Consider the following 19,472-nt stretch of genomic DNA (forward strand, 5'->3'; position numbering starts at 1 on the left):
GGAAACGGGACCGATTATGGATAACTTGCGCTTCTCTTCTGCGCCGACAGCAGATTCCATTGATGCATCGATCGCTCAACACTACCCGGACTGCGAACCTGTCGCGGTTATCGGCTACGCCTGCCATTTTCCTGAATCGCCGGATGGCGAAACGTTCTGGCAAAATCTGCTGGAAGGTCGTGAATGCAGCCGACGCTTTACGCGCGAAGAGCTTCTGGCCGTCGGTCTGGATGCCGCCATCATTGACGATCCTCATTATGTCAATATCGGTACGGTGTTAGACAACGCCGACTGCTTCGACGCCACCCTGTTTGGCTATTCGCGACAGGAAGCGGAGTCGATGGACCCGCAGCAGCGCCTATTTTTGCAGGCGGTCTGGCATGCGCTGGAACATGCCGGTTATGCCCCCGGCGCCGTCCCCCATAAGACCGGCGTTTTCGCCTCTTCCCGGATGAGTACCTACCCCGGTCGCGAAGCATTGAACGTGACAGAAGTCGCGCAGGTAAAAGGTCTGCAATCTCTGATGGGCAATGATAAAGACTATATTGCCACCCGCGCCGCGTACAAACTCAACCTGCACGGCCCGGCGTTATCGGTACAGACCGCCTGCTCCAGCTCGCTGGTTGCCGTGCATCTGGCCTGTGAAAGCCTGCGCGCAGGCGAATCCGATATGGCGGTTGCCGGCGGCGTGGCGCTCTCTTTCCCCCAGCAGGCAGGCTACCGCTACCAGCCCGGAATGATTTTCTCTCCTGATGGTCACTGTCGTCCCTTTGACGCCTCGGCTGAGGGCACCTGGGCCGGTAACGGTCTCGGCTGCGTGGTGCTGCGTCGCCTGAGAGACGCGCTGCTGTCAGGCGATCCGATTATCTCGGTGATCCTCTCCAGCGCGGTCAACAACGACGGCAACAGAAAGGTCGGCTATACCGCCCCTTCCGTCGCAGGGCAACAGGCAGTCATCGAAGAGGCGTTAATGCTGGCGGCCATCGACGACAGGCAGGTAGGTTACATTGAAACCCACGGCACCGGCACACCGCTGGGCGACGCGATTGAAATTGAAGCGTTACGCAACGTCTATGCGCCTCGCCCGCAGGATCAGCGCTGTGCGCTCGGTTCCGTGAAAAGTAACATGGGCCATCTGGATACCGCGGCGGGCATTGCCGGACTGCTGAAAACCGTTCTGGCAGTCAGTCGCGGGCAAATTCCTCCCTTACTGAATTTTCACACCCCCAACCCGGCGCTGAAACTTGAAGAGAGCCCCTTTACCATACCGGTGTCGGCACAGGCATGGCAGGACGAAATGCGCTATGCGGGCGTCTCCTCCTTTGGTATTGGCGGCACCAACTGCCATATGATCGTCGCCTCGCTGCCCGACGCGCTCAACGCGCGCCTCCCCAATACGGATAGCGGCAGAAAAAGTACCGCGCTGCTGCTCAGCGCCGCCAGCGACAGCGCGTTGCGGCGGCTGGCGACGGATTATGCCGGGGCGCTGAGAGAGAATGCGGATGCCAGCTCTCTGGCCTTCACAGCCCTGCACGCGCGCCGTCTCGATCTCCCCTTCCGCCTGGCGGCGCCATTAAACCGTGAAACCGCCGAGGCGCTCAGCGCCTGGGCCGGTGAGAAATCGGGGGCGCTGGTTTACAGCGGCCACGGCGCCAGCGGCAAGCAGGTGTGGCTGTTTACCGGCCAGGGCTCGCACTGGCGCACTATGGGTCAAACGATGTACCAGCACTCAACGGCGTTTGCCGACACGCTGGATCGCTGTTTTTCCGCCTGTAGCGAAATGCTCACGCCGTCACTGCGCGAAGCGATGTTTAACCCCGATTCGGCGCAACTGGACAATATGGCCTGGGCGCAGCCGGCGATTGTCGCGTTTGAAATCGCGATGGCGGCGCACTGGCGTGCTGAAGGACTGAAGCCAGACTTCGCCATTGGGCATTCCGTCGGTGAATTTGCCGCTGCTGTTGTCTGCGGACACTATACGATTGAACAGGTCATGCCACTGGTTTGTCGGCGCGGCGCGCTAATGCAGCAGTGCGCAAGCGGCGCGATGGTGGCGGTATTTGCAGACGAAGACACGCTGATGCCGCTGGCTCGCCAGTTTGAGCTGGATCTCGCCGCCAATAACGGTACGCAACATACGGTATTTTCCGGGCCGGAAGCCCGTCTCGCAGTATTTTGCGCCACGCTCTCGCAGCATGACATTAACTATCGTCGCCTGAGCGTAACCGGTGCGGCGCACTCCGCTTTACTGGAGCCGATACTCGATCGGTTCCAGGACGCCTGCGCGGGACTGCACGCGGAGCCGGGGCAAATACCGATTATTTCCACGCTCACCGCCGACGTCATTGATGAGTCAACGCTCAACCAGGCGGATTACTGGCGCCGACACATGCGCCAGCCGGTGCGTTTTATCCAGAGTATTCAGGTGGCGCATCAGCTCGGCGCCCGCGTTTTTCTGGAGATGGGGCCCGATGCCCAGTTGGTTGCTTGCGGGCAGCGCGAATACCGCGATAACGCATACTGGATAGCCAGCGCCCGGCGTAACAAAGAGGCGAGCGATGTCCTCAATCAGGCCCTGCTCCAGCTTTACGCTGCCGGCGTCGCCCTACCGTGGGCCGACCTGCTGGCGGGCGATGGACAACGTATCGCTGCGCCATGTTATCCGTTTGATACTGAGCGTTACTGGAAAGAGCGCGTCTCCCCGGCCTGCGAGCCTGCCGACGCAGCGCTGTCTGCCGGGCTGGAGGTGGCGAGTCGCGCCGCGACAGCGCTCGATCTCCCTCGCCTGGAAGCGCTTAAACAGTGCGCCACGCGACTGCACGCCATCTACGTCGATCAACTGGTACAACGCTGTACCGGCGATGCCATTGAGAACGGCGTGGACGCCATGACCATCATGCGCCGTGGACGTCTGCTGCCCCGCTACCAGCAGCTACTCCAGCGCCTGCTGAATAACTGCGTGGTCGACGGCGATTACCGCTGCACCGACGGGCGATACGTCCGCGCCCGCCCCATTGAACATCAACAGCGGGAATCACTGCTGACGGAACTTGCCGGTTATTGTGAAGGTTTTCAGGCTATTCCCGACACCATCGCCCGTGCCGGCGATCGGTTATATGAAATGATGAGCGGCGCGGAAGAACCGGTGGCGATTATCTTCCCGCAAAGCGCCTCCGACGGCGTGGAAGTGCTGTATCAGGAATTCAGCTTTGGCCGCTATTTCAACCAAATCGCCGCCGGGGTATTACGCGGCATTGTCCAGACGCGTCAGCCCCGCCAGCCGTTGCGTATTCTTGAAGTTGGCGGCGGAACCGGCGGCACCACCGCGTGGCTGCTGCCGGAACTCAACGGCGTTCCGGCACTGGAGTACCATTTCACCGATATCTCGGCGCTGTTCACCCGTCGCGCCCAGCAGAAATTCGCCGACTATGATTTTGTGAAGTATAGCGAGCTGGATCTCGAAAAAGAGGCGCAGTCTCAGGGTTTCCAGGCACAGTCTTACGATCTTATCGTGGCAGCGAACGTGATTCACGCCACCCGCCATATTGGCCGCACGCTCGATAATCTGCGCCCCCTGCTCAAGCCGGGCGGGCGCCTGCTGATGCGCGAAATCACCCAGCCAATGCGTCTGTTTGACTTCGTTTTCGGCCCGCTGGTTCTTCCGCTACAGGATCTCGACGCCCGCGAAGGTGAGTTATTCCTCACCACCGCTCAGTGGCAACAACAGTGCCGCCACGCCGGATTCAGCAAAGTGGCGTGGCTACCGCAGGATGGCAGCCCGACCGCCGGGATGAGCGAACATATCATTCTCGCCACGCTGCCCGGTCAGGCGGTTAGCGCCGTAACATTCACCGCGCCATCAGAACCCGTGTTGGGGCAGGCGCTGACGGATAACGGTGATTATCTCGCCGACTGGTCTGATTGCGCAGGTCAGCCCGAACGGTTTAACACCCGCTGGCAGGAGGCCTGGCGTCTGCTTTCACAGCGTCATGGCGACGCTCTGCCTGTGGAACCGCCCCCCGTCGCCGCCCCGGAGTGGCTGGGGAAGGTTCGCTTAAGCTGGCAAAACGAAGCCTTTTCCCGCGGTCAGATGCGCGTTGAAGCCCGTCATCCTGCTGGCGAGTGGCTGCCGCTATCGCCCGCCGCGCCTCTTCCTGCGCCGCAGACGCATTATCAATGGCGCTGGACGCCCCTCAACGTCGCCAGCATTGACCAACCGCTTACCTTTAGCTTCAGCGCCGGTACGCTTGCGCGCAGCGACGAGCTGGCGCAATACGGCATCATTCACGATCCGCACGCCTCTTCGCGACTGATGATTGTTGAGGAGAGCGAGGATACGCTGGCCTTAGCGGAGAAAGTGATAGCAGCGCTCACCGCCAGCGCAGCCGGATTGATTGTGGTTACTCGCCGCGCGTGGCGAGTCGAGGAAAATGAAGCACTCTCTGCATCCCATCACGCGCTATGGGCCTTGCTTCGCGTCGCGGCCAACGAACAGCCGGAACGGTTGCTTGCCGCCATCGATCTCGCCGAAAACCCCCCGTGGGAAACGCTGCATCAAGGGTTGAGCGCAGTCTCACTATCACAGCGCTGGCTCGCCGCACGGGGTGACACCCTTTGGCTCCCTTCACTGGCGCCCAATACGGGATGCGCCGCTGAATTACCGGCAAACGTGTTTACCGGCGATAGCCGCTGGCATCTGGTGACCGGAGCGTTTGGCGGATTAGGCCGCCTTGCCGTGAACTGGCTCAGAGAAAAAGGGGCGCGACGCATCGCCCTGCTGGCGCCGCGCGTGGATGAGTCATGGCTACGCGACGTGGAGGGCGGGCAGACGCGCGTCTGCCGTTGTGATGTGGGCGATGCCGGGCAACTGGCCACGGTTCTTGACGATCTGGCGGCCAACGGCGGCATTGCCGGAGCGATTCATGCCGCTGGCGTATTGGCTGACGCGCCCTTGCAGGAGCTTGATGACCACCAGCTGGCTGCCGTTTTCGCGGTAAAAGCGCAGGCGGCAAGCCAGCTGTTGCAAACCCTGCGCAACCACGACGGACGCTATCTTATTCTCTACTCTTCCGCTGCCGCCACCCTCGGCGCGCCGGGTCAGAGCGCCCATGCGCTGGCCTGCGGCTACCTGGACGGGCTGGCCCAGCAGTTTTCCACCCTTGATGCGCCGAAAACGCTCTCTGTCGCCTGGGGCGCATGGGGAGAAAGCGGTCGGGCGGCCACGCCGGAAATGCTGGCGACGCTCGCCAGCCGAGGTATGGGCGCGTTAAGCGATGCCGAAGGCTGCTGGCACCTGGAACAGGCGGTGATGCGCGGCGCCCCGTGGCGACTGGCGATGCGCGTTTTTACCGACAAAATGCCCCCGTTACAACAGGCTCTGTTTAACATCAGCGCCACAGAAAAAGCCGCAACGCCGGTCATTCCTCCTGCTGATGACAACGCCTTTAACGGCAGCCTGAGCGATGAAACAGCGGTGATGGCATGGCTGAAAAAGCGGATTGCGGTTCAGCTAAGGCTGAGCGATCCGGCGTCACTGCATCCAAACCAGGATCTGTTGCAACTCGGCATGGACTCGCTGCTCTTCCTTGAACTCAGTAGCGATATTCAGCACTACCTGGGCGTACGCATCAATGCGGAACGGGCGTGGCAGGATCTGTCTCCTCATGGACTCACGCAGCTTATCTGTTCTAAGCCAGAGGCGACGCCTGCCGCTTCGCAGCCGGAAGTGTTGCGGCACGACGCCGACGAGCGTTATGCGCCCTTCCCTTTGACGCCCATTCAGCACGCCTACTGGCTGGGGCGAACCCACCTCATTGGCTATGGCGGCGTCGCCTGTCACGTCCTGTTTGAGTGGGATAAACGCCACGATGAGTTCAATCTCGCCATACTGGAGAAAGCATGGAACCAGCTCATCGCACGCCACGATATGTTGCGTATGGTGGTTGATGCCGACGGGCAGCAGCGAATCCTGGCGACAACGCCGGAGTATCACATCCCGCGTGACGATCTGCGCGCGCTTTCCCCGGAAGAACAGCGCATCGCGCTGGAAAAACGGCGGCATGAACTGAGCTATCGCGTTTTGCCTGCCGACCAGTGGCCTCTTTTTGAGCTGGTGGTCAGCGAAATCGACGATTGCCATTACCGTCTGCATATGAACCTCGACCTTTTGCAGTTTGATGTGCAGAGTTTTAAAGTCATGATGGACGACCTGGCGCAGGTCTGGCGCGGTGAAACGCTGGCGCCGCTCGCTATTACCTTCCGTGATTATGTGATGGCTGAACAGGCGCGCCGACAGACATCGGCATGGCACGATGCCTGGGATTACTGGCAGGAAAAACTGCCGCAACTGCCCTTAGCGCCAGAGCTGCCGGTGGTTGAGACGCCCCCGGAAACGCCACACTTCACCACCTTCAAATCGACGATCGGCAAGACAGAATGGCAGGCCGTGAAACAGCGCTGGCAGCAGCAAGGCGTCACACCGTCTGCCGCGCTGCTCACGCTGTTTGCCGCCACCCTTGAGCGCTGGAGCCGTACCACAACATTTACGCTGAACCTGACGTTCTTCAATCGCCAGCCGATCCATCCGCAAATCAACCAGTTGATTGGTGATTTTACCTCCGTCACGCTGGTTGATTTTAACTTCTCAGCGCCGGTGACGTTGCAAGAGCAGATGCAACAGACCCAACAGCGCCTCTGGCAAAACATGGCGCACAGTGAAATGAACGGTGTTGAGGTGATCCGTGAGCTGGGCCGCCTGCGCGGATCACAACGTCAACCGCTGATGCCGGTAGTGTTTACCAGTATGCTGGGGATGACGCTGGAAGGCATGACTATCGATCAGGCGATGAGCCATCTGTTCGGCGAACCCTGCTATGTATTCACGCAAACGCCGCAGGTCTGGCTGGATCATCAGGTCATGGAGAGCGACGGCGAGTTGATGTTTAGCTGGTACTGCATGGACAACGTGCTGGAACCCGGCGCTGCCGAGGCGATGTTTAATGACTATTGCGCCATCCTGCAAGCCGTCATCGCCGCCCCTGAAAGCCTGAAGACTCTCGCCAGCGGCATCGCCGGGCACATTCCCCGCCGACGCTGGCCGCTGAACGCGCAGGCGGACTACGACCTGCGGGATATTGAGCAGGCGACGCTCGAATACCCCGGCATCCGGCAGGCCAGAGCGGAAATAACCGAACAGGGCGCGTTGACGCTGGATATCGTGATGGCCGACGATCCGTCGCCATCAGCGGCGATGCCTGATGAGCACGAACTTACCCAACTGGCGCTGCCGTTGCCTGAGCAGGCGCAGCTTGATGAGCTGGAGGCGACCTGGCGCTGGCTGGAGGCGCGTGCGCTACAGGGGATCGCGGCTACGCTAAATCGTCACGGCCTGTTTACCACGCCGGAGATCGCCCATCGCTTTAGCGCAATAGTACAGGCGCTGTCCGCGCAAGCGTCTCACCAGCGTCTGCTGCGCCAGTGGCTACAGTGTCTGACGGAAAGAGAGTGGTTAATCCGCGAAGGTGAAAGCTGGCGCTGCCGCATTCCGCTCAGCGAGATTCCTGAGCCTCAGGAAGCGTGCCCGCAAAGCCAATGGAGCCAGGCGCTGGCGCAGTATCTGGAAACCTGCATCGCCCGGCACGACGCCCTCTTCTCCGGGCGGTGTTCTCCGCTGGAATTGCTGTTCAACGAGCAGCATCGCGTTACCGACGCGCTGTATCGCGACAACCCCGCCAGCGCCTGTCTGAATCGCTATACCGCGCAGATTGCCGCCTTGTGCAGCGCAGAACGGATTCTGGAGGTTGGCGCCGGAACCGCAGCCACTACCGCGCCGGTGCTGAAGGCCACGCGGAACACGCGGCAGTCGTACCACTTCACGGACGTCTCCGCGCAGTTCCTCAATGACGCCAGAGCCCGTTTCCATGATGAATCGCAGGTGTCTTATGCCTTGTTCGACATCAACCAGCCGCTGGATTTCACCGCCCACCCGGAGGCGGGTTACGACCTGATCGTTGCCGTCAATGTGCTCCACGACGCCAGCCATGTCGTCCAGACGTTGCGCAGATTAAAACTGTTGCTGAAAGCCGGCGGACGTTTGCTGATCGTTGAAGCGACGGAGCGAAACAGCGTATTCCAGCTGGCGAGCGTGGGCTTTATTGAGGGATTAAGCGGATACCGCGATTTCCGCCGCCGGGATGAGAAACCGATGCTCACCCGCTCCGCATGGCAGGAGGTTCTCGTTCAGGCCGGGTTTGCAAACGAGCTGGCGTGGCCCGCGCAGGAATCGTCGCCGCTGCGCCAGCATCTGCTGGTGGCGCGTTCGCCTGGCGTAAATCGCCCGGATAAAAAAGCCGTGAGCCGCTATTTACAGCAGCGCTTTGGCACCGGTCTGCCCATTTTACAGATCCGGCAAAGAGAAGCGTTATTTACGCCGCTGCATGCCCCGTCTGATACGCCGACTGAGCCAGCCAAACCCACGCCAGTTGCCGGGGGGAATCCGGCGCTGGAAAAACAGGTGGCTGAACTCTGGCAATCGCTGCTGTCTCGCCCCGTGGCAAGGCATCACGACTTTTTCGAACTGGGCGGCGACAGCCTGATGGCGACAAGGATGGTCGCGCAGCTAAACCGGAGAGGGATTGCCAGGGCTAACCTTCAGGATCTGTTCAGCCATTCGACGCTGAGCGACTTCTGCGCCCATCTACAGGCGGCTACGTCAGGAGAGGACAACCCGATACCCCTTTGCCAGGGCGACGGTGAGGAAACCCTGTTTGTCTTCCACGCTTCAGACGGCGATATCAGCGCCTGGCTGCCGCTCGCTAGCGCGTTGAACAGGCGCGTTTTCGGCCTGCAAGCAAAATCGCCGCAGCGCTTTGCCACGCTCGACCAGATGATCGATGAGTATGTCGGGTGCATCCGTCGTCAGCAGCCTCACGGCCCTTATGTGCTGGCGGGTTGGTCGTATGGCGCGTTTCTTGCAGCGGGCGCCGCACAGCGCCTGTACGCCAAAGGCGAGCAGGTTCGGATGGTGTTAATCGATCCCGTGTGCCGACAGGATTTCTGTTGCGAAAACCGGGCGGCCCTGCTGCGCCTGTTAGCCGAAGGACAAACGCCTCTGGCACTGCCCGAACATTTCGACCAGCAGACGCCCGACAGCCAGCTTGCCGACTTTATCAGCCTCGCTAAAACGGCCGGTATGGTGTCGCAAAACCTGACGCTGCAAGCGGCAGAAACGTGGCTCGACAACATCGCGCATCTGCTGCGTTTACTGACTGAGCATACGCCGGGCGAAAGCGTTCCGGTCCCCTGTCTCATGGTGTATGCCGCCGGGAGACCCGCGCGCTGGACGCCAGCAGAAACCGAGTGGCAGGGCTGGATAAACAACGCCGACGACGCTGTGATTGAAGCCAGCCACTGGCAAATCATGATGGAAGCCCCCCACGTTCAGGCTTGTGCGCAACACATTACGCGCTGGCTTTGCGCAACCTCAATGCAACCGGAGAACACGTTATGATGCCGTCCGCCTCCCCAAAACAACGCGTACTGATTGTGGGCGCCAAATTTGGCGAAATGTACCTGAATGCCTTTATGCAGCCCCCGGAGGGGCTGGAACTGGTCGGCCTGCTGGCGCAGGGAAGCGCCCGTTCAAGAGAGCTGGCTCATGCGTTTGGCATTCCGCTGTATACCTCGCCGGAACAGATAACCAAGATGCCGGATATCGCCTGTATTGTCGTGCGTTCGACCGTCGCCGGAGGAACCGGTACGCAGCTTGCCAGACACTTTCTGACGCGCGGCGTACACGTCATTCAGGAGCATCCCCTCCACCCGGATGACATCAGTTCCTTACAAACGCTGGCGCAGGAACAGGGCTGCTGCTATTGGGTAAACACGTTTTATCCGCATACGCGCGCGGGACGCACATGGCTTCGCGATGCTCAGCAGCTGCGTCGCTGCCTGGCTAAGACGCCGCCGGTAGTCCACGCCACCACCAGCCGACAGTTGCTCTACTCCACTCTGGATTTGTTGTTGCTGGCTCTGGGCGTTGATGCCGCCGCCGTGGAGTGCGACGTGGTTGGCAGCTTTAGCGATTTTCACTGTCTGAGACTCTTCTGGCCGGAGGGAGAAGCCTGCCTGCTGCTTCAGCGCTATCTCGATCCTGACGATCCAGATATGCATAGCCTTATCATGCACCGCCTGCTGCTGGGCTGGCCGGAAGGTCATCTTTCGCTGGAGGCGAGCTACGGCCCCGTCATCTGGTCATCCAGCCTGTTTGTCGCAGACCATCAGGAGAACGCCCACAGCCTCTACCGCAGACCGGAGATCCTGCGCGATCTGCCGGGTCTGACGCGCAGCGCGGCGCCCCTGAGCTGGCGCGACTGCTGCGAAACCGTCGGGCCGGAGGGCGTCAGCTGGTTGCTACACCAGTTGCGCAGCCATCTGGCGGGCGAACATCCACCAGCGGCCTGCCAAAGCGTACATCAGATCGCGTTATCACGTTTATGGCAGCAGATTTTACGTAAGACCGGCAATGCGGAGATCAGACGCCTGACACCGCCTCACCACGACCGGTTAGCCGGTTTCTACAACGATGATGATAAGGAGGCGCTGTGACGCAATCTGCAATGTGCATCCCGCTGTGGCCCGCCCGGAACGGCAATACTGCGCATCTGGTCATGTGCCCTTTCGCTGGCGGCAGCAGTAGCGCGTTTCGCCACTGGCAAGCTGAGCAACTGGCTGATTGCGCGCTTTCTCTGGTGACCTGGCCGGGGCGCGATCGCCTTCGCCATCTGGAACCGCTCAGAAGCATTACACAACTGGCGGCACTGCTGGCGAACGAGCTGGAAGCATCCGTATCGCCTGACACGCCGCTTTTACTCGCCGGGCACAGCATGGGGGCGCAGGTGGCGTTTGAAACCTGCCGACTTCTGGAGCAACGGGGGCTTGCGCCACAAGGACTGATTATTTCCGGGTGCCATGCCCCGCATCTGCATTCTGAACGCCAGCTCAGCCATCGCGATGATGCCGACTTTATCGCTGAGCTGATAGACATTGGCGGATGTTCTCCTGAACTGCGGGAAAACCAGGAATTAATGTCGCTGTTTCTTCCTCTTCTGCGCGCTGATTTTTACGCCACCGAGAGCTATCACTACGACTCGCCCGACGTCTGTCCGCCGCTGCGCACGCCTGCGCTGTTATTGTGCGGCAGCCACGATCGCGAAGCCTCCTGGCAGCAGGTCGATGCCTGGCGTCAGTGGCTGAGCCACGTTACAGGCCCGGTGGTGATTGACGGCGATCATTTCTATCCCATTCAACAAGCCCGGTCCTTTTTTACGCAGATTGTCCGCCATTTTCCCCACGCATTTTCTGCAATGACCGCGTTGCAAAAACAGCCCAGTACTTCAGAAAGGTGACGCATGAATTCTTCCTTTAAATCTCTGATTGAACAGTATCCCTTACCCATTGCCGAACAGTTGCGCCACTGGGCGGCCCGTTATGCCTCGCGAATTGCCGTCGTTGATGCAAAGGGGTCGTTAACCTACAGCGCGCTTGATGCACAAGTTGACGAACTTGCCGCAGGTCTGTCATCACTGGGTTTGCGTTCGGGGGAGCATGTAATTGTGCAGCTTCCCAACGACAACGCGTTTGTTACCCTGCTGTTCGCCTTGTTAAGACTGGGCGTTATCCCCGTGCTGGCGATGCCCTCGCAACGGGCGCTGGATATCGACGCGCTGATTGAGCTGGCGCAACCCGTCGCTTACGTTATTCACGTGGAAAACCACGCAGAGCTGGCCCGACAGATGGCGCACAAACACGCCTGCTTGCGTCATGTTCTGGTCGCTGGAGAGACCGTGAGCGACGATTTTACGCCGTTCTTCTCCCTTCACGGTGAGCGACAGGCATGGCCGCAGCCTGATGTTTCCGCCACCGCGTTGTTGTTGCTCTCAGGCGGCACAACCGGCACGCCCAAACTCATCCCGCGCCGACATGCCGACTATAGCTATAACTTCAGCGCTTCTGCTGAACTGTGCGGCATCAGCCAACAGAGCGTGTATCTCGCCGTCCTCCCGGTGGCGCATAACTTTCCGCTGGCCTGCCCCGGTATTCTGGGAACGCTTGCCTGCGGCGGAAAAGTGGTGCTGACCGACAGCGCCAGCTGTGATGAGGTGATGCCTTTAATCGCGCAGGAAAGAGTGACTCACGTCGCCCTGGTTCCGGCGCTGGCGCAATTATGGGTGCAGGCCAGGGAGTGGGAAGACAGCGACCTTTCGTCGCTGCGCGTCATTCAGGCAGGCGGCGCCCGGCTCGACCCGACGCTTGCTGAGCAGGTTATCGCCACCTTTGACTGTACCCTGCAACAGGTTTTCGGTATGGCGGAAGGCCTGCTCTGTTTTACCCGGCTGGACGATCCGCATGCCACCATTCTCCACAGCCAGGGGCGCCCGTTGTCCCCTCTGGATGAAATCCGCATCGTTGATCAAGACGAGAACGACGTCGCGCCGGGCGAAACCGGGCAATTGTTAACGCGCGGCCCTTATACCATTTCGGGCTATTACCGCGCCCCTGCCCACAACGCGCAGGCCTTTACCGCGCAAGGGTTTTACCGCACAGGCGACAATGTCAGGCTGGATGAGGTGGGGAACCTGCACGTTGAGGGACGCATAAAAGAGCAGATCAACCGCGCCGGAGAAAAAATAGCCGCGGCTGAAGTGGAATCGGCACTGCTGCGTTTAGCGGAAGTGCAAGATTGCGCGGTGGTCGCCGCGCCGGACACGCTGCTTGGCGAGCGGATTTGCGCGTTTATCATCGCGCAGCAGGTGCCAACTGACTATCAGCAGTTGCGTCAACAACTGACCCGTATGGGGCTCAGCGCGTGGAAAATTCCTGACCAAATCGAGTTTCTGGACCACTGGCCGCTCACCGCCGTCGGCAAGATAGACAAAAAACGCCTGACGGCTCTCGCCGTCGACCGTTATCGCCATTCTGCCCAATAAGCGCAAACCGACCCGAAACAGGTTGAAATAAACCCGTTTCGGGTAGCACCACTATTAGAAATAGTTATCATTTTCAATTCACCATTGTCGGTATTTTTGGCGTTTCGCCGTCTTACAGGGACTCACAACAATGAAAATGACACGGCTTTATCCTCTGGCCTTGGGGGGATTATTGCTCCCCGCCATTGCTAATGCCCAGACTTCACAGCAAGACGAAAGCACGCTGGTGGTTACCGCCAGTAAACAATCTTCCCGCTCGGCATCAGCCAACAACGTCTCGTCTACTGTTGTCAGCGCGCCGGAATTAAGCGACGCCGGCGTCACCGCCAGCGACAAACTCCCCAGAGTCTTGCCCGGGCTCAATATTGAAAATAGCGGCAACATGCTTTTTTCGACGATCTCGCTACGCGGCGTCTCTTCAGCGCAGGACTTCTATAACCCCGCCGTCACCCTGTATGTCGATGGCGTCCCTCAGCTTTCCACCAACACCATCCAGGCGCTTACCGATGTGCAAAGCCTGGAGTTGCTGCGAGGCCCACAGGGAACGTTATATGGCAAAAGCGCTCAGGGCGGGATCATCAACATCGTCACCCAGCAGCCGGACAGCACGCCGCGCGGCTATATTGAAGGCGGCGTCAGTAGCCGCGACAGTTATCGAAGTAAGTTCAACCTGAGCGGCCCCATTCAGGATGGCCTGCTGTACGGCAGCGTCACCCTGTTACGCCAGGTTGATGACGGCGACATGATTAACCCCGCGACGGGAAGCGATGACTTAGGCGGCACCCGCGCCAGCATAGGGAATGTGAAACTGCGTCTGGCGCCGGACGATCAGCCCTGGGAAATGGGCTTTGCCGCCTCACGCGAATGTACCCGCGCCACCCAGGACGCCTATGTGGGATGGAATGATATTAAGGGCCGTAAGCTGTCGATCAGCGATGGTTCACCAGACCCGTACATGCGGCGCTGCACTGACAGCCAGACCCTGAGTGGGAAATACACCACCGATGACTGGGTTTTCAACCTGATCAGCGCCTGGCAGCAGCAGCATTATTCGCGCACCTTCCCTTCCGGTTCGTTAATCGTCAATATGCCTCAGCGCTGGAATCAGGATGTGCAGGAGCTGCGCGCCGCAACCCTGGGCGATGCGCGTACCGTTGATATGGTGTTTGGGCTGTACCGGCAGAACACCCGCGAGAAGTTAAATTCAGCCTACGACATGCCGACAATGCCTTATTTAAGCAGTACCGGCTATACCACCGCTGAAACGCTGGCCGCATACAGTGACCTGACCTGGCATTTAACCGATCGTTTTGATATCGGCGGCGGCGTGCGCTTCTCGCATGATAAATCCAGTACACAATATCACGGCAGCATGCTCGGCAACCCGTTTGGCGACCAGGGTAAGAGCAATGACGATCAGGTGCTCGGGCAGCTATCCGCAGGCTATATGCTGACCGATGACTGGAGAGTGTATACCCGTGTAGCCCAGGGATATAAACCTTCCGGGTACAACATCGTGCCTACTGCGGGTCTTGATGCCAAACCGTTCGTCGCCGAGAAATCCATCAACTATGAACTTGGCACCCGCTACGAAACCGCTGACGTCACGCTGCAAGCCGCGACGTTTTATACCCACACCAAAGACATGCAGCTTTACTCTGGCCCGGTCGGGATGCAGACATTAAGCAATGCGGGTAAAGCCGACGCCACCGGCGTTGAGCTTGAAGCGAAGTGGCGGTTTGCGCCAGGCTGGTCATGGGATATCAATGGCAACGTGATCCGTTCCGAATTCACCAATGACAGTGAGTTGTATCACGGTAACCGGGTGCCGTTCGTACCACGTTATGGCGCGGGAAGCAGCGTGAACGGCGTGATTGATACGCGCTATGGCGCACTGATGCCCCGACTGGCGGTTAATCTGGTCGGGCCGCATTATTTCGATGGCGACAACCAGTTGCGGCAAGGCACCTATGCCACCCTGGACAGCAGCCTGGGCTGGCAAGCGACTGAACGGATGAACATTTCCGTCTATGTCGATAACCTGTTCGACCGTCGTTACCGTACCTATGGCTACATGAACGGCAGCAGCGCCGTCGCACAGGTCAATATGGGTCGCACCGTCGGTATCAATACGCGAATTGATTTCTTCTGATTATTGTAAAAGGGATACCGAAAAGGTATCCCTTTTACACCACTAGTTAAAACCAGTAACTCAGCAGAGTCGCAAAAAATATTAATCCATAGTGATTATTTAAACAATGAAATTGCGATTAGGACAAATAGATTTAACTTTCTCGTTCCTTTCTCTCCTTATACTAAAGAAATAATCATATCAAAATAAAAATTCACAACAGTGCAACATTAAAAACACAACCAACAAACAATCCTATATACAAGGCACATCTCCAGAATATAAAAGCACAGACAAACAACCAAAAAAAACAACCCGAATTAATAAAACCTTTACAATTACACACCCTCAACTCAAAACAATTTCGAAAACTCAAAGATTTCATCGGCAAAAACAGTCATTAACACATCTATTTTTTTGAAATTCTGTAGAGTAAAACTGATATAAAGCATTTATCATATTAACATATCAATAAGTGCAAACTTAAAAATCAAAAGTTAGGGTTCAGTAAAACCAATTCGCCACAAAAAAACCACCCCATACATATAAATTATTTTATAGGTAAAATAGATTATATATTCTCATAGCTACCACAAACTATACTAGCCTGAACTATATTTATTCTTCTGCAATCAATGCATACATAACACAAATATCACTCAGGTACACTACTCAAACCACGCTGGGATTTTTCCTCAAGTTATAATCATCACCCCGAAAATCATTCGGCATTTACTCATTAAATAGTCACCCCATAGGCCTGTACATGTTCACTCAGAAATATACATCCTTTTCTCTGTCATAAACCCTCTGATTAATCATAAATAAATACTTGTGGCACCAATCTTTTTCCTTAACGGAACGAATTGTTGTGTAGAAGGAGATAATATTATGTCAAAAAAATATCAGCCATTGCTTATAACTCATTATATGTCAACATGGGTCACTATAACGGAAGCAGTTGAGATCACTACCAAAGCCATAAAACAAAAAATTACTCCTAGCGATATTTATCGTCATGCCTTGAGTGGCAACATCCTACTATCGGTCTATTTCCAGTCTCCTGTGATACTTAAGAAGATACAAACTTTTAATGGAAAAATAAAATTCAGGCAGTTTGAGGGAGACCTACTTGATAAACTATGCATGCTTGACAGGGACGGTTTTATTTATGGTCAAAATTTAAGACTCTGTACAGAAGCCAGATATGTTTGTCCTGTGCAACAAATTATAGATACCCCCCTGATAGGCTATGAATATGTTTTGATTCAGCGCATACTGGCACGTGAACTTAAATTCCCCTCCCCAATTGTGGGGGCAAGAAAAACTAACCATGGTATTATAGTAAGATTTTCAGAGGAGCTTTTTCAAATTTTCGAAACGATGAGTTGGAAAGAACGCGTAGAAAAACAAATTTCCAGACTACCTAAAAACACAGCATTAGATGTCATAAAAAAACTAACAGAAGTGACGACCATAAAATATAATCACAATGGGTGCTTTCCTCTTTATACATTACCGCCTGATGCCTGTTTTGTTATTCGCCACACCGAAGTCGAAAGACTAATTAATTTATACAAAAAAAGGGAGAGTCATCCCATTTCACCTTCCCGTATGACAACACCGTTATCACGCCTGTTTTGGCTGGCCTGCAAGCACAATGATACTATCAGCCCACTGCTGAATCATCCCTATAAGCTCCTTTCTATTTTTGAACAATGGGCATCAGACGATGGCATCGGGGAAAAACTGGACGCTGAAACACTGAAAAATGCGCTGAAGCGTGGTTCGCCATCTTCGACATCCTTATCCGGCTAATACCATCCCCATTTGTAATGGCCGACAACCCTAAATAAGGGTTTTGCATCCCTTATTTAGGGCTCACCAGCTTTCTCTCAGGCTTCCACTGTGTTTTTTTATTCTCCGGCCACCGTTTATTTCAGTCACAGGAGGATATATGACATCTTATCAGTTACTACGCCTCAGACAGGTTGAGCAAAAAACAGGGCTGAAGCGTTCACAGATATACCTTTATATGAAAGAGGGTGCATTTCCCCGTTCAATAAAAATAGGCCCTGCTAGTGTTGCCTGGCTCGAGTCTGAGATTGACGAGTGGATCAACAAAAAGTTATCTGACCGATAAAGACGCAATGAGGAGAAGATGATGAACATTAATATCCCGGCACTCATAAACTTCGATCCTGCAGGTATAAAAAAAAGCACCTGCATGTATATTTCAGAGCTGCCCGGTATTGTGCTATATGACACTATACCATTCACTGAATATTCAGCTGAATTACTGAGCACTTATTCAGTTAAGGAGTCAATTTCATGCTTCCATCCCTGAATCATATTATATTAACCGTTGCTCTTCAGGCGCTACGGGAAGGAAATATTCATCACTGCGAAACTATGGGATTCACTTACGATGAAATGAATTTGCTCGGTTGCTTATCAATAAACGATCTTATCACCCTCAGTCAGGCACCTTTACCGCTTGTCGATATTACTATCCGCCATGATGTCCTGCAAAAATTACTGGCATCATCCCACGAGGAAAACAGGCGTCAGGAACAACTGAACAGAGCTGTCAGGCTGGGGGGCTCAATCGCACTGATGAACCGTTATTTCGGGGTTGGCTCCAGAGAAACCTGTGCACGCCGCCGGTTACTCGGTGTCTCCGTTCCAAACGGGAGAACACCCATTCCGGATGAAGAAACCGATGCTGCAATCTGGCATCAGTGGCAAAAATATCGGGTCGAAAACATTGATTCCCCGGAGGCGCTGGACGCCATGATGCAGGTTACAGAAAACCTTTCATCGTGTACTGCCCCCTCGCTGACCGTTGTCTGGAACTGCATCACGCATTGCGAAAGAAAGAACACGGTAAGGAGAATACAACGTGCCAGATGAAATCGATCGCGATCAGGCGTTTAATGAACGGTGCCTAGAAGCACTGATTGAACAAAGCCGGTTAAGACCCACACCGACACCTTCCCTGCAGCACTGTCGATTTTGCGGCAAGGCTATTCCGGAAAAACGCCGTCAGACGCTGCCGGGTGTAACAACCTGTACTGACTGTCAGTCGATACTGGAGAAACGCAGACGTTAAATCTGTATGTGCGGAGGAGAATAGCTCCGCACATTTTAATATGCACCAGCCGGCTTGTTTTCAGGTTCCCGTGCCTCCATGTCATGGATGAATAACCTGCTCACATCTCCTGCTGTGGCAATCCTTTTTTACAGTCAGTACACCAGAGGTCAGACATGAACAAACCGGCAAACAAGATGGAATTCGTCAGAAAACTGCGGTAAATAAATGACGGCAGCCTGCTGGAAAAGGTTGTCGGGCATATGGAAGAAAAGCTCACAGGGAATGAGCTTGAAATGCTTTATGCCGCAGCAGATTATCGCCGCGCAGAGATTGTAATGAACCAGTACTTTGATAAGGTTCCCGGTAATGTCTGGAAATATGTCAGATAACTCTGTGTTTTTTATGCAACAGGTACAGACGGACACCACTGCGGCATGAAAACGAATTTCACCACCCGGCCCGGTAAGTATCGGCCTAAGTGGCCGGGAAACGTTTAACCAGATTAAAGACCGTCCCTTACAACAAAAGGGACTACTGTATTCCTGTCTTTCACGCCTTACACATTATTGTCGTTACCAAATTCAGCCACAGAGACAGCATACAACCCCATCTGACATATAAAGAAAGTCTTCCTCCGGATGTTTAATTTAACCTGATAATAATCAACAAATATTATTATCAGCCCGCCCGTCATCATTCATGCACACACACACCGTGCCAGTAATACGTTAATTTCACATACTTTTTTATCATTCCTTCCGGTATTTATTTTCCCGTTAAAATTTCATTACCCCTCCTGCATCCTGACCATGCTCTTTAACAATATGGAGCGGGCTGTCACACAACCATAATTCAGGGTGCCGCTGAATGTTCTCGCTGACCCGTTAAAACCGGAATGCAGGATCGGAATGTGATCGAAGAAATCATCTTCAACAATTTTAATTAAACGAGGACATTATGAGAAAGCCTGTTTATTACGCGTATGTTGCCCAGGAAAGTCATCCGGACTCTCAGGGTGAGAAAAATACCTGGTGGACAAAGGTCGGAGTCGCCTTTCCCCACCACGGTAAATCCGGTCTGAATATTGTCCTGACGCCCGGTATTGCCGTTTCCGGCAAACTGGTCCTGCTTGAGCCCCGGGAGGAAAATAATCCACCACAGAATACGGGCCCCATCGAAACCGTGTCGTAACCACCCTTAATTCTGTTCCCACAGCATGCAGTATCAGCAGACCCTGCATGTCACTTGTTTACTGAGGTCA

Annotated in this window: 11 protein-coding genes and 1 pseudogene; all 12 read left to right on the plus strand. The window is 55.6% G+C overall.

What is annotated here, in order from left to right; genetic code table 11:
* Positions 1-16: 16 nt before the first annotated feature.
* The 12 genes and pseudogenes from irp1 (at position 17) to AM379_RS23375 (ending at position 19,402) form a co-directional block, all read left to right on the plus strand.
* The gene (gene irp1 / locus AM379_RS23320; RefSeq protein ID WP_024622777.1) at positions 17-9,508 is read left to right on the plus strand and encodes a yersiniabactin polyketide synthase HMWP1; all 9,492 of its coding nucleotides are present in this window, start codon (positions 17-19) and stop codon (positions 9,506-9,508) included.
* Positions 9,505-10,605, plus strand: coding sequence for a yersiniabactin biosynthesis oxidoreductase YbtU (gene ybtU / locus AM379_RS23325; protein WP_000982853.1), 1,101 nt, complete (start codon positions 9,505-9,507; stop codon positions 10,603-10,605). Before irp1 ends, ybtU begins: the two co-directional genes overlap by 4 nt.
* Positions 10,602-11,405 carry a yersiniabactin biosynthesis thioesterase YbtT gene (gene ybtT, locus AM379_RS23330; RefSeq protein ID WP_000194282.1) on the plus strand — a complete coding sequence of 268 codons (804 nt, stop codon included), beginning with the start codon at positions 10,602-10,604 and terminating at the stop codon, positions 11,403-11,405. Before ybtU ends, ybtT begins: the two co-directional genes overlap by 4 nt.
* Before the next feature lie 3 nt (positions 11,406-11,408).
* Positions 11,409-12,986 carry a yersiniabactin biosynthesis salycil-AMP ligase YbtE gene (ybtE, locus tag AM379_RS23335; protein WP_032414542.1) on the plus strand — a complete coding sequence of 526 codons (1,578 nt, stop codon included), beginning with the start codon at positions 11,409-11,411 and terminating at the stop codon, positions 12,984-12,986.
* 130 nt (positions 12,987-13,116) lie between these two features.
* Positions 13,117-15,138 (plus strand): siderophore yersiniabactin receptor FyuA, encoded by a 2,022-nt coding sequence (gene fyuA / locus AM379_RS23340; RefSeq protein WP_024622778.1) that lies wholly within the window; start codon positions 13,117-13,119, stop codon positions 15,136-15,138.
* 870 nt (positions 15,139-16,008) lie between these two features.
* Positions 16,009-16,935, plus strand: coding sequence for a hypothetical protein (locus AM379_RS24235; protein ID WP_000039782.1), 927 nt, complete (start codon positions 16,009-16,011; stop codon positions 16,933-16,935).
* A gap of 139 nt (positions 16,936-17,074) precedes the next feature.
* Positions 17,075-17,260 (plus strand): AlpA family transcriptional regulator, encoded by a 186-nt coding sequence (locus AM379_RS23350; protein WP_000205185.1) that lies wholly within the window; start codon positions 17,075-17,077, stop codon positions 17,258-17,260.
* A 21-nt stretch (positions 17,261-17,281) separates the two neighbouring features.
* On the plus strand, positions 17,282-17,464 hold the full coding sequence (locus AM379_RS23355; protein ID WP_032172988.1) for a hypothetical protein: 183 nt from the start codon (positions 17,282-17,284) through the stop codon (positions 17,462-17,464).
* Positions 17,449-18,030, plus strand: coding sequence for a DUF2857 domain-containing protein (locus tag AM379_RS23360; protein ID WP_000937857.1), 582 nt, complete (start codon positions 17,449-17,451; stop codon positions 18,028-18,030). Before AM379_RS23355 ends, AM379_RS23360 begins: the two co-directional genes overlap by 16 nt.
* Complete coding sequence (locus AM379_RS23365) at positions 18,020-18,229, plus strand: TraR/DksA family transcriptional regulator (RefSeq protein WP_001112403.1); 210 nt, start codon at positions 18,020-18,022, stop codon at positions 18,227-18,229. Before AM379_RS23360 ends, AM379_RS23365 begins: the two co-directional genes overlap by 11 nt.
* A 221-nt stretch (positions 18,230-18,450) precedes the next feature.
* A pseudogene (locus AM379_RS23370) lies at positions 18,451-18,600 on the plus strand (Hha/YmoA family nucleoid-associated regulatory protein); the annotation flags it as partial.
* Between the two features lie 568 nt (positions 18,601-19,168).
* On the plus strand, positions 19,169-19,402 hold the full coding sequence (locus tag AM379_RS23375) for a hypothetical protein (protein ID WP_001231171.1): 234 nt from the start codon (positions 19,169-19,171) through the stop codon (positions 19,400-19,402).
* Positions 19,403-19,472: the final 70 nt, after the last annotated feature.

The sequence above is a fragment of the Enterobacter cloacae complex sp. FDA-CDC-AR_0132 genome (genome assembly GCF_003010695.1).
GTDB lineage: Bacteria > Pseudomonadota > Gammaproteobacteria > Enterobacterales > Enterobacteriaceae > Enterobacter > Enterobacter ludwigii.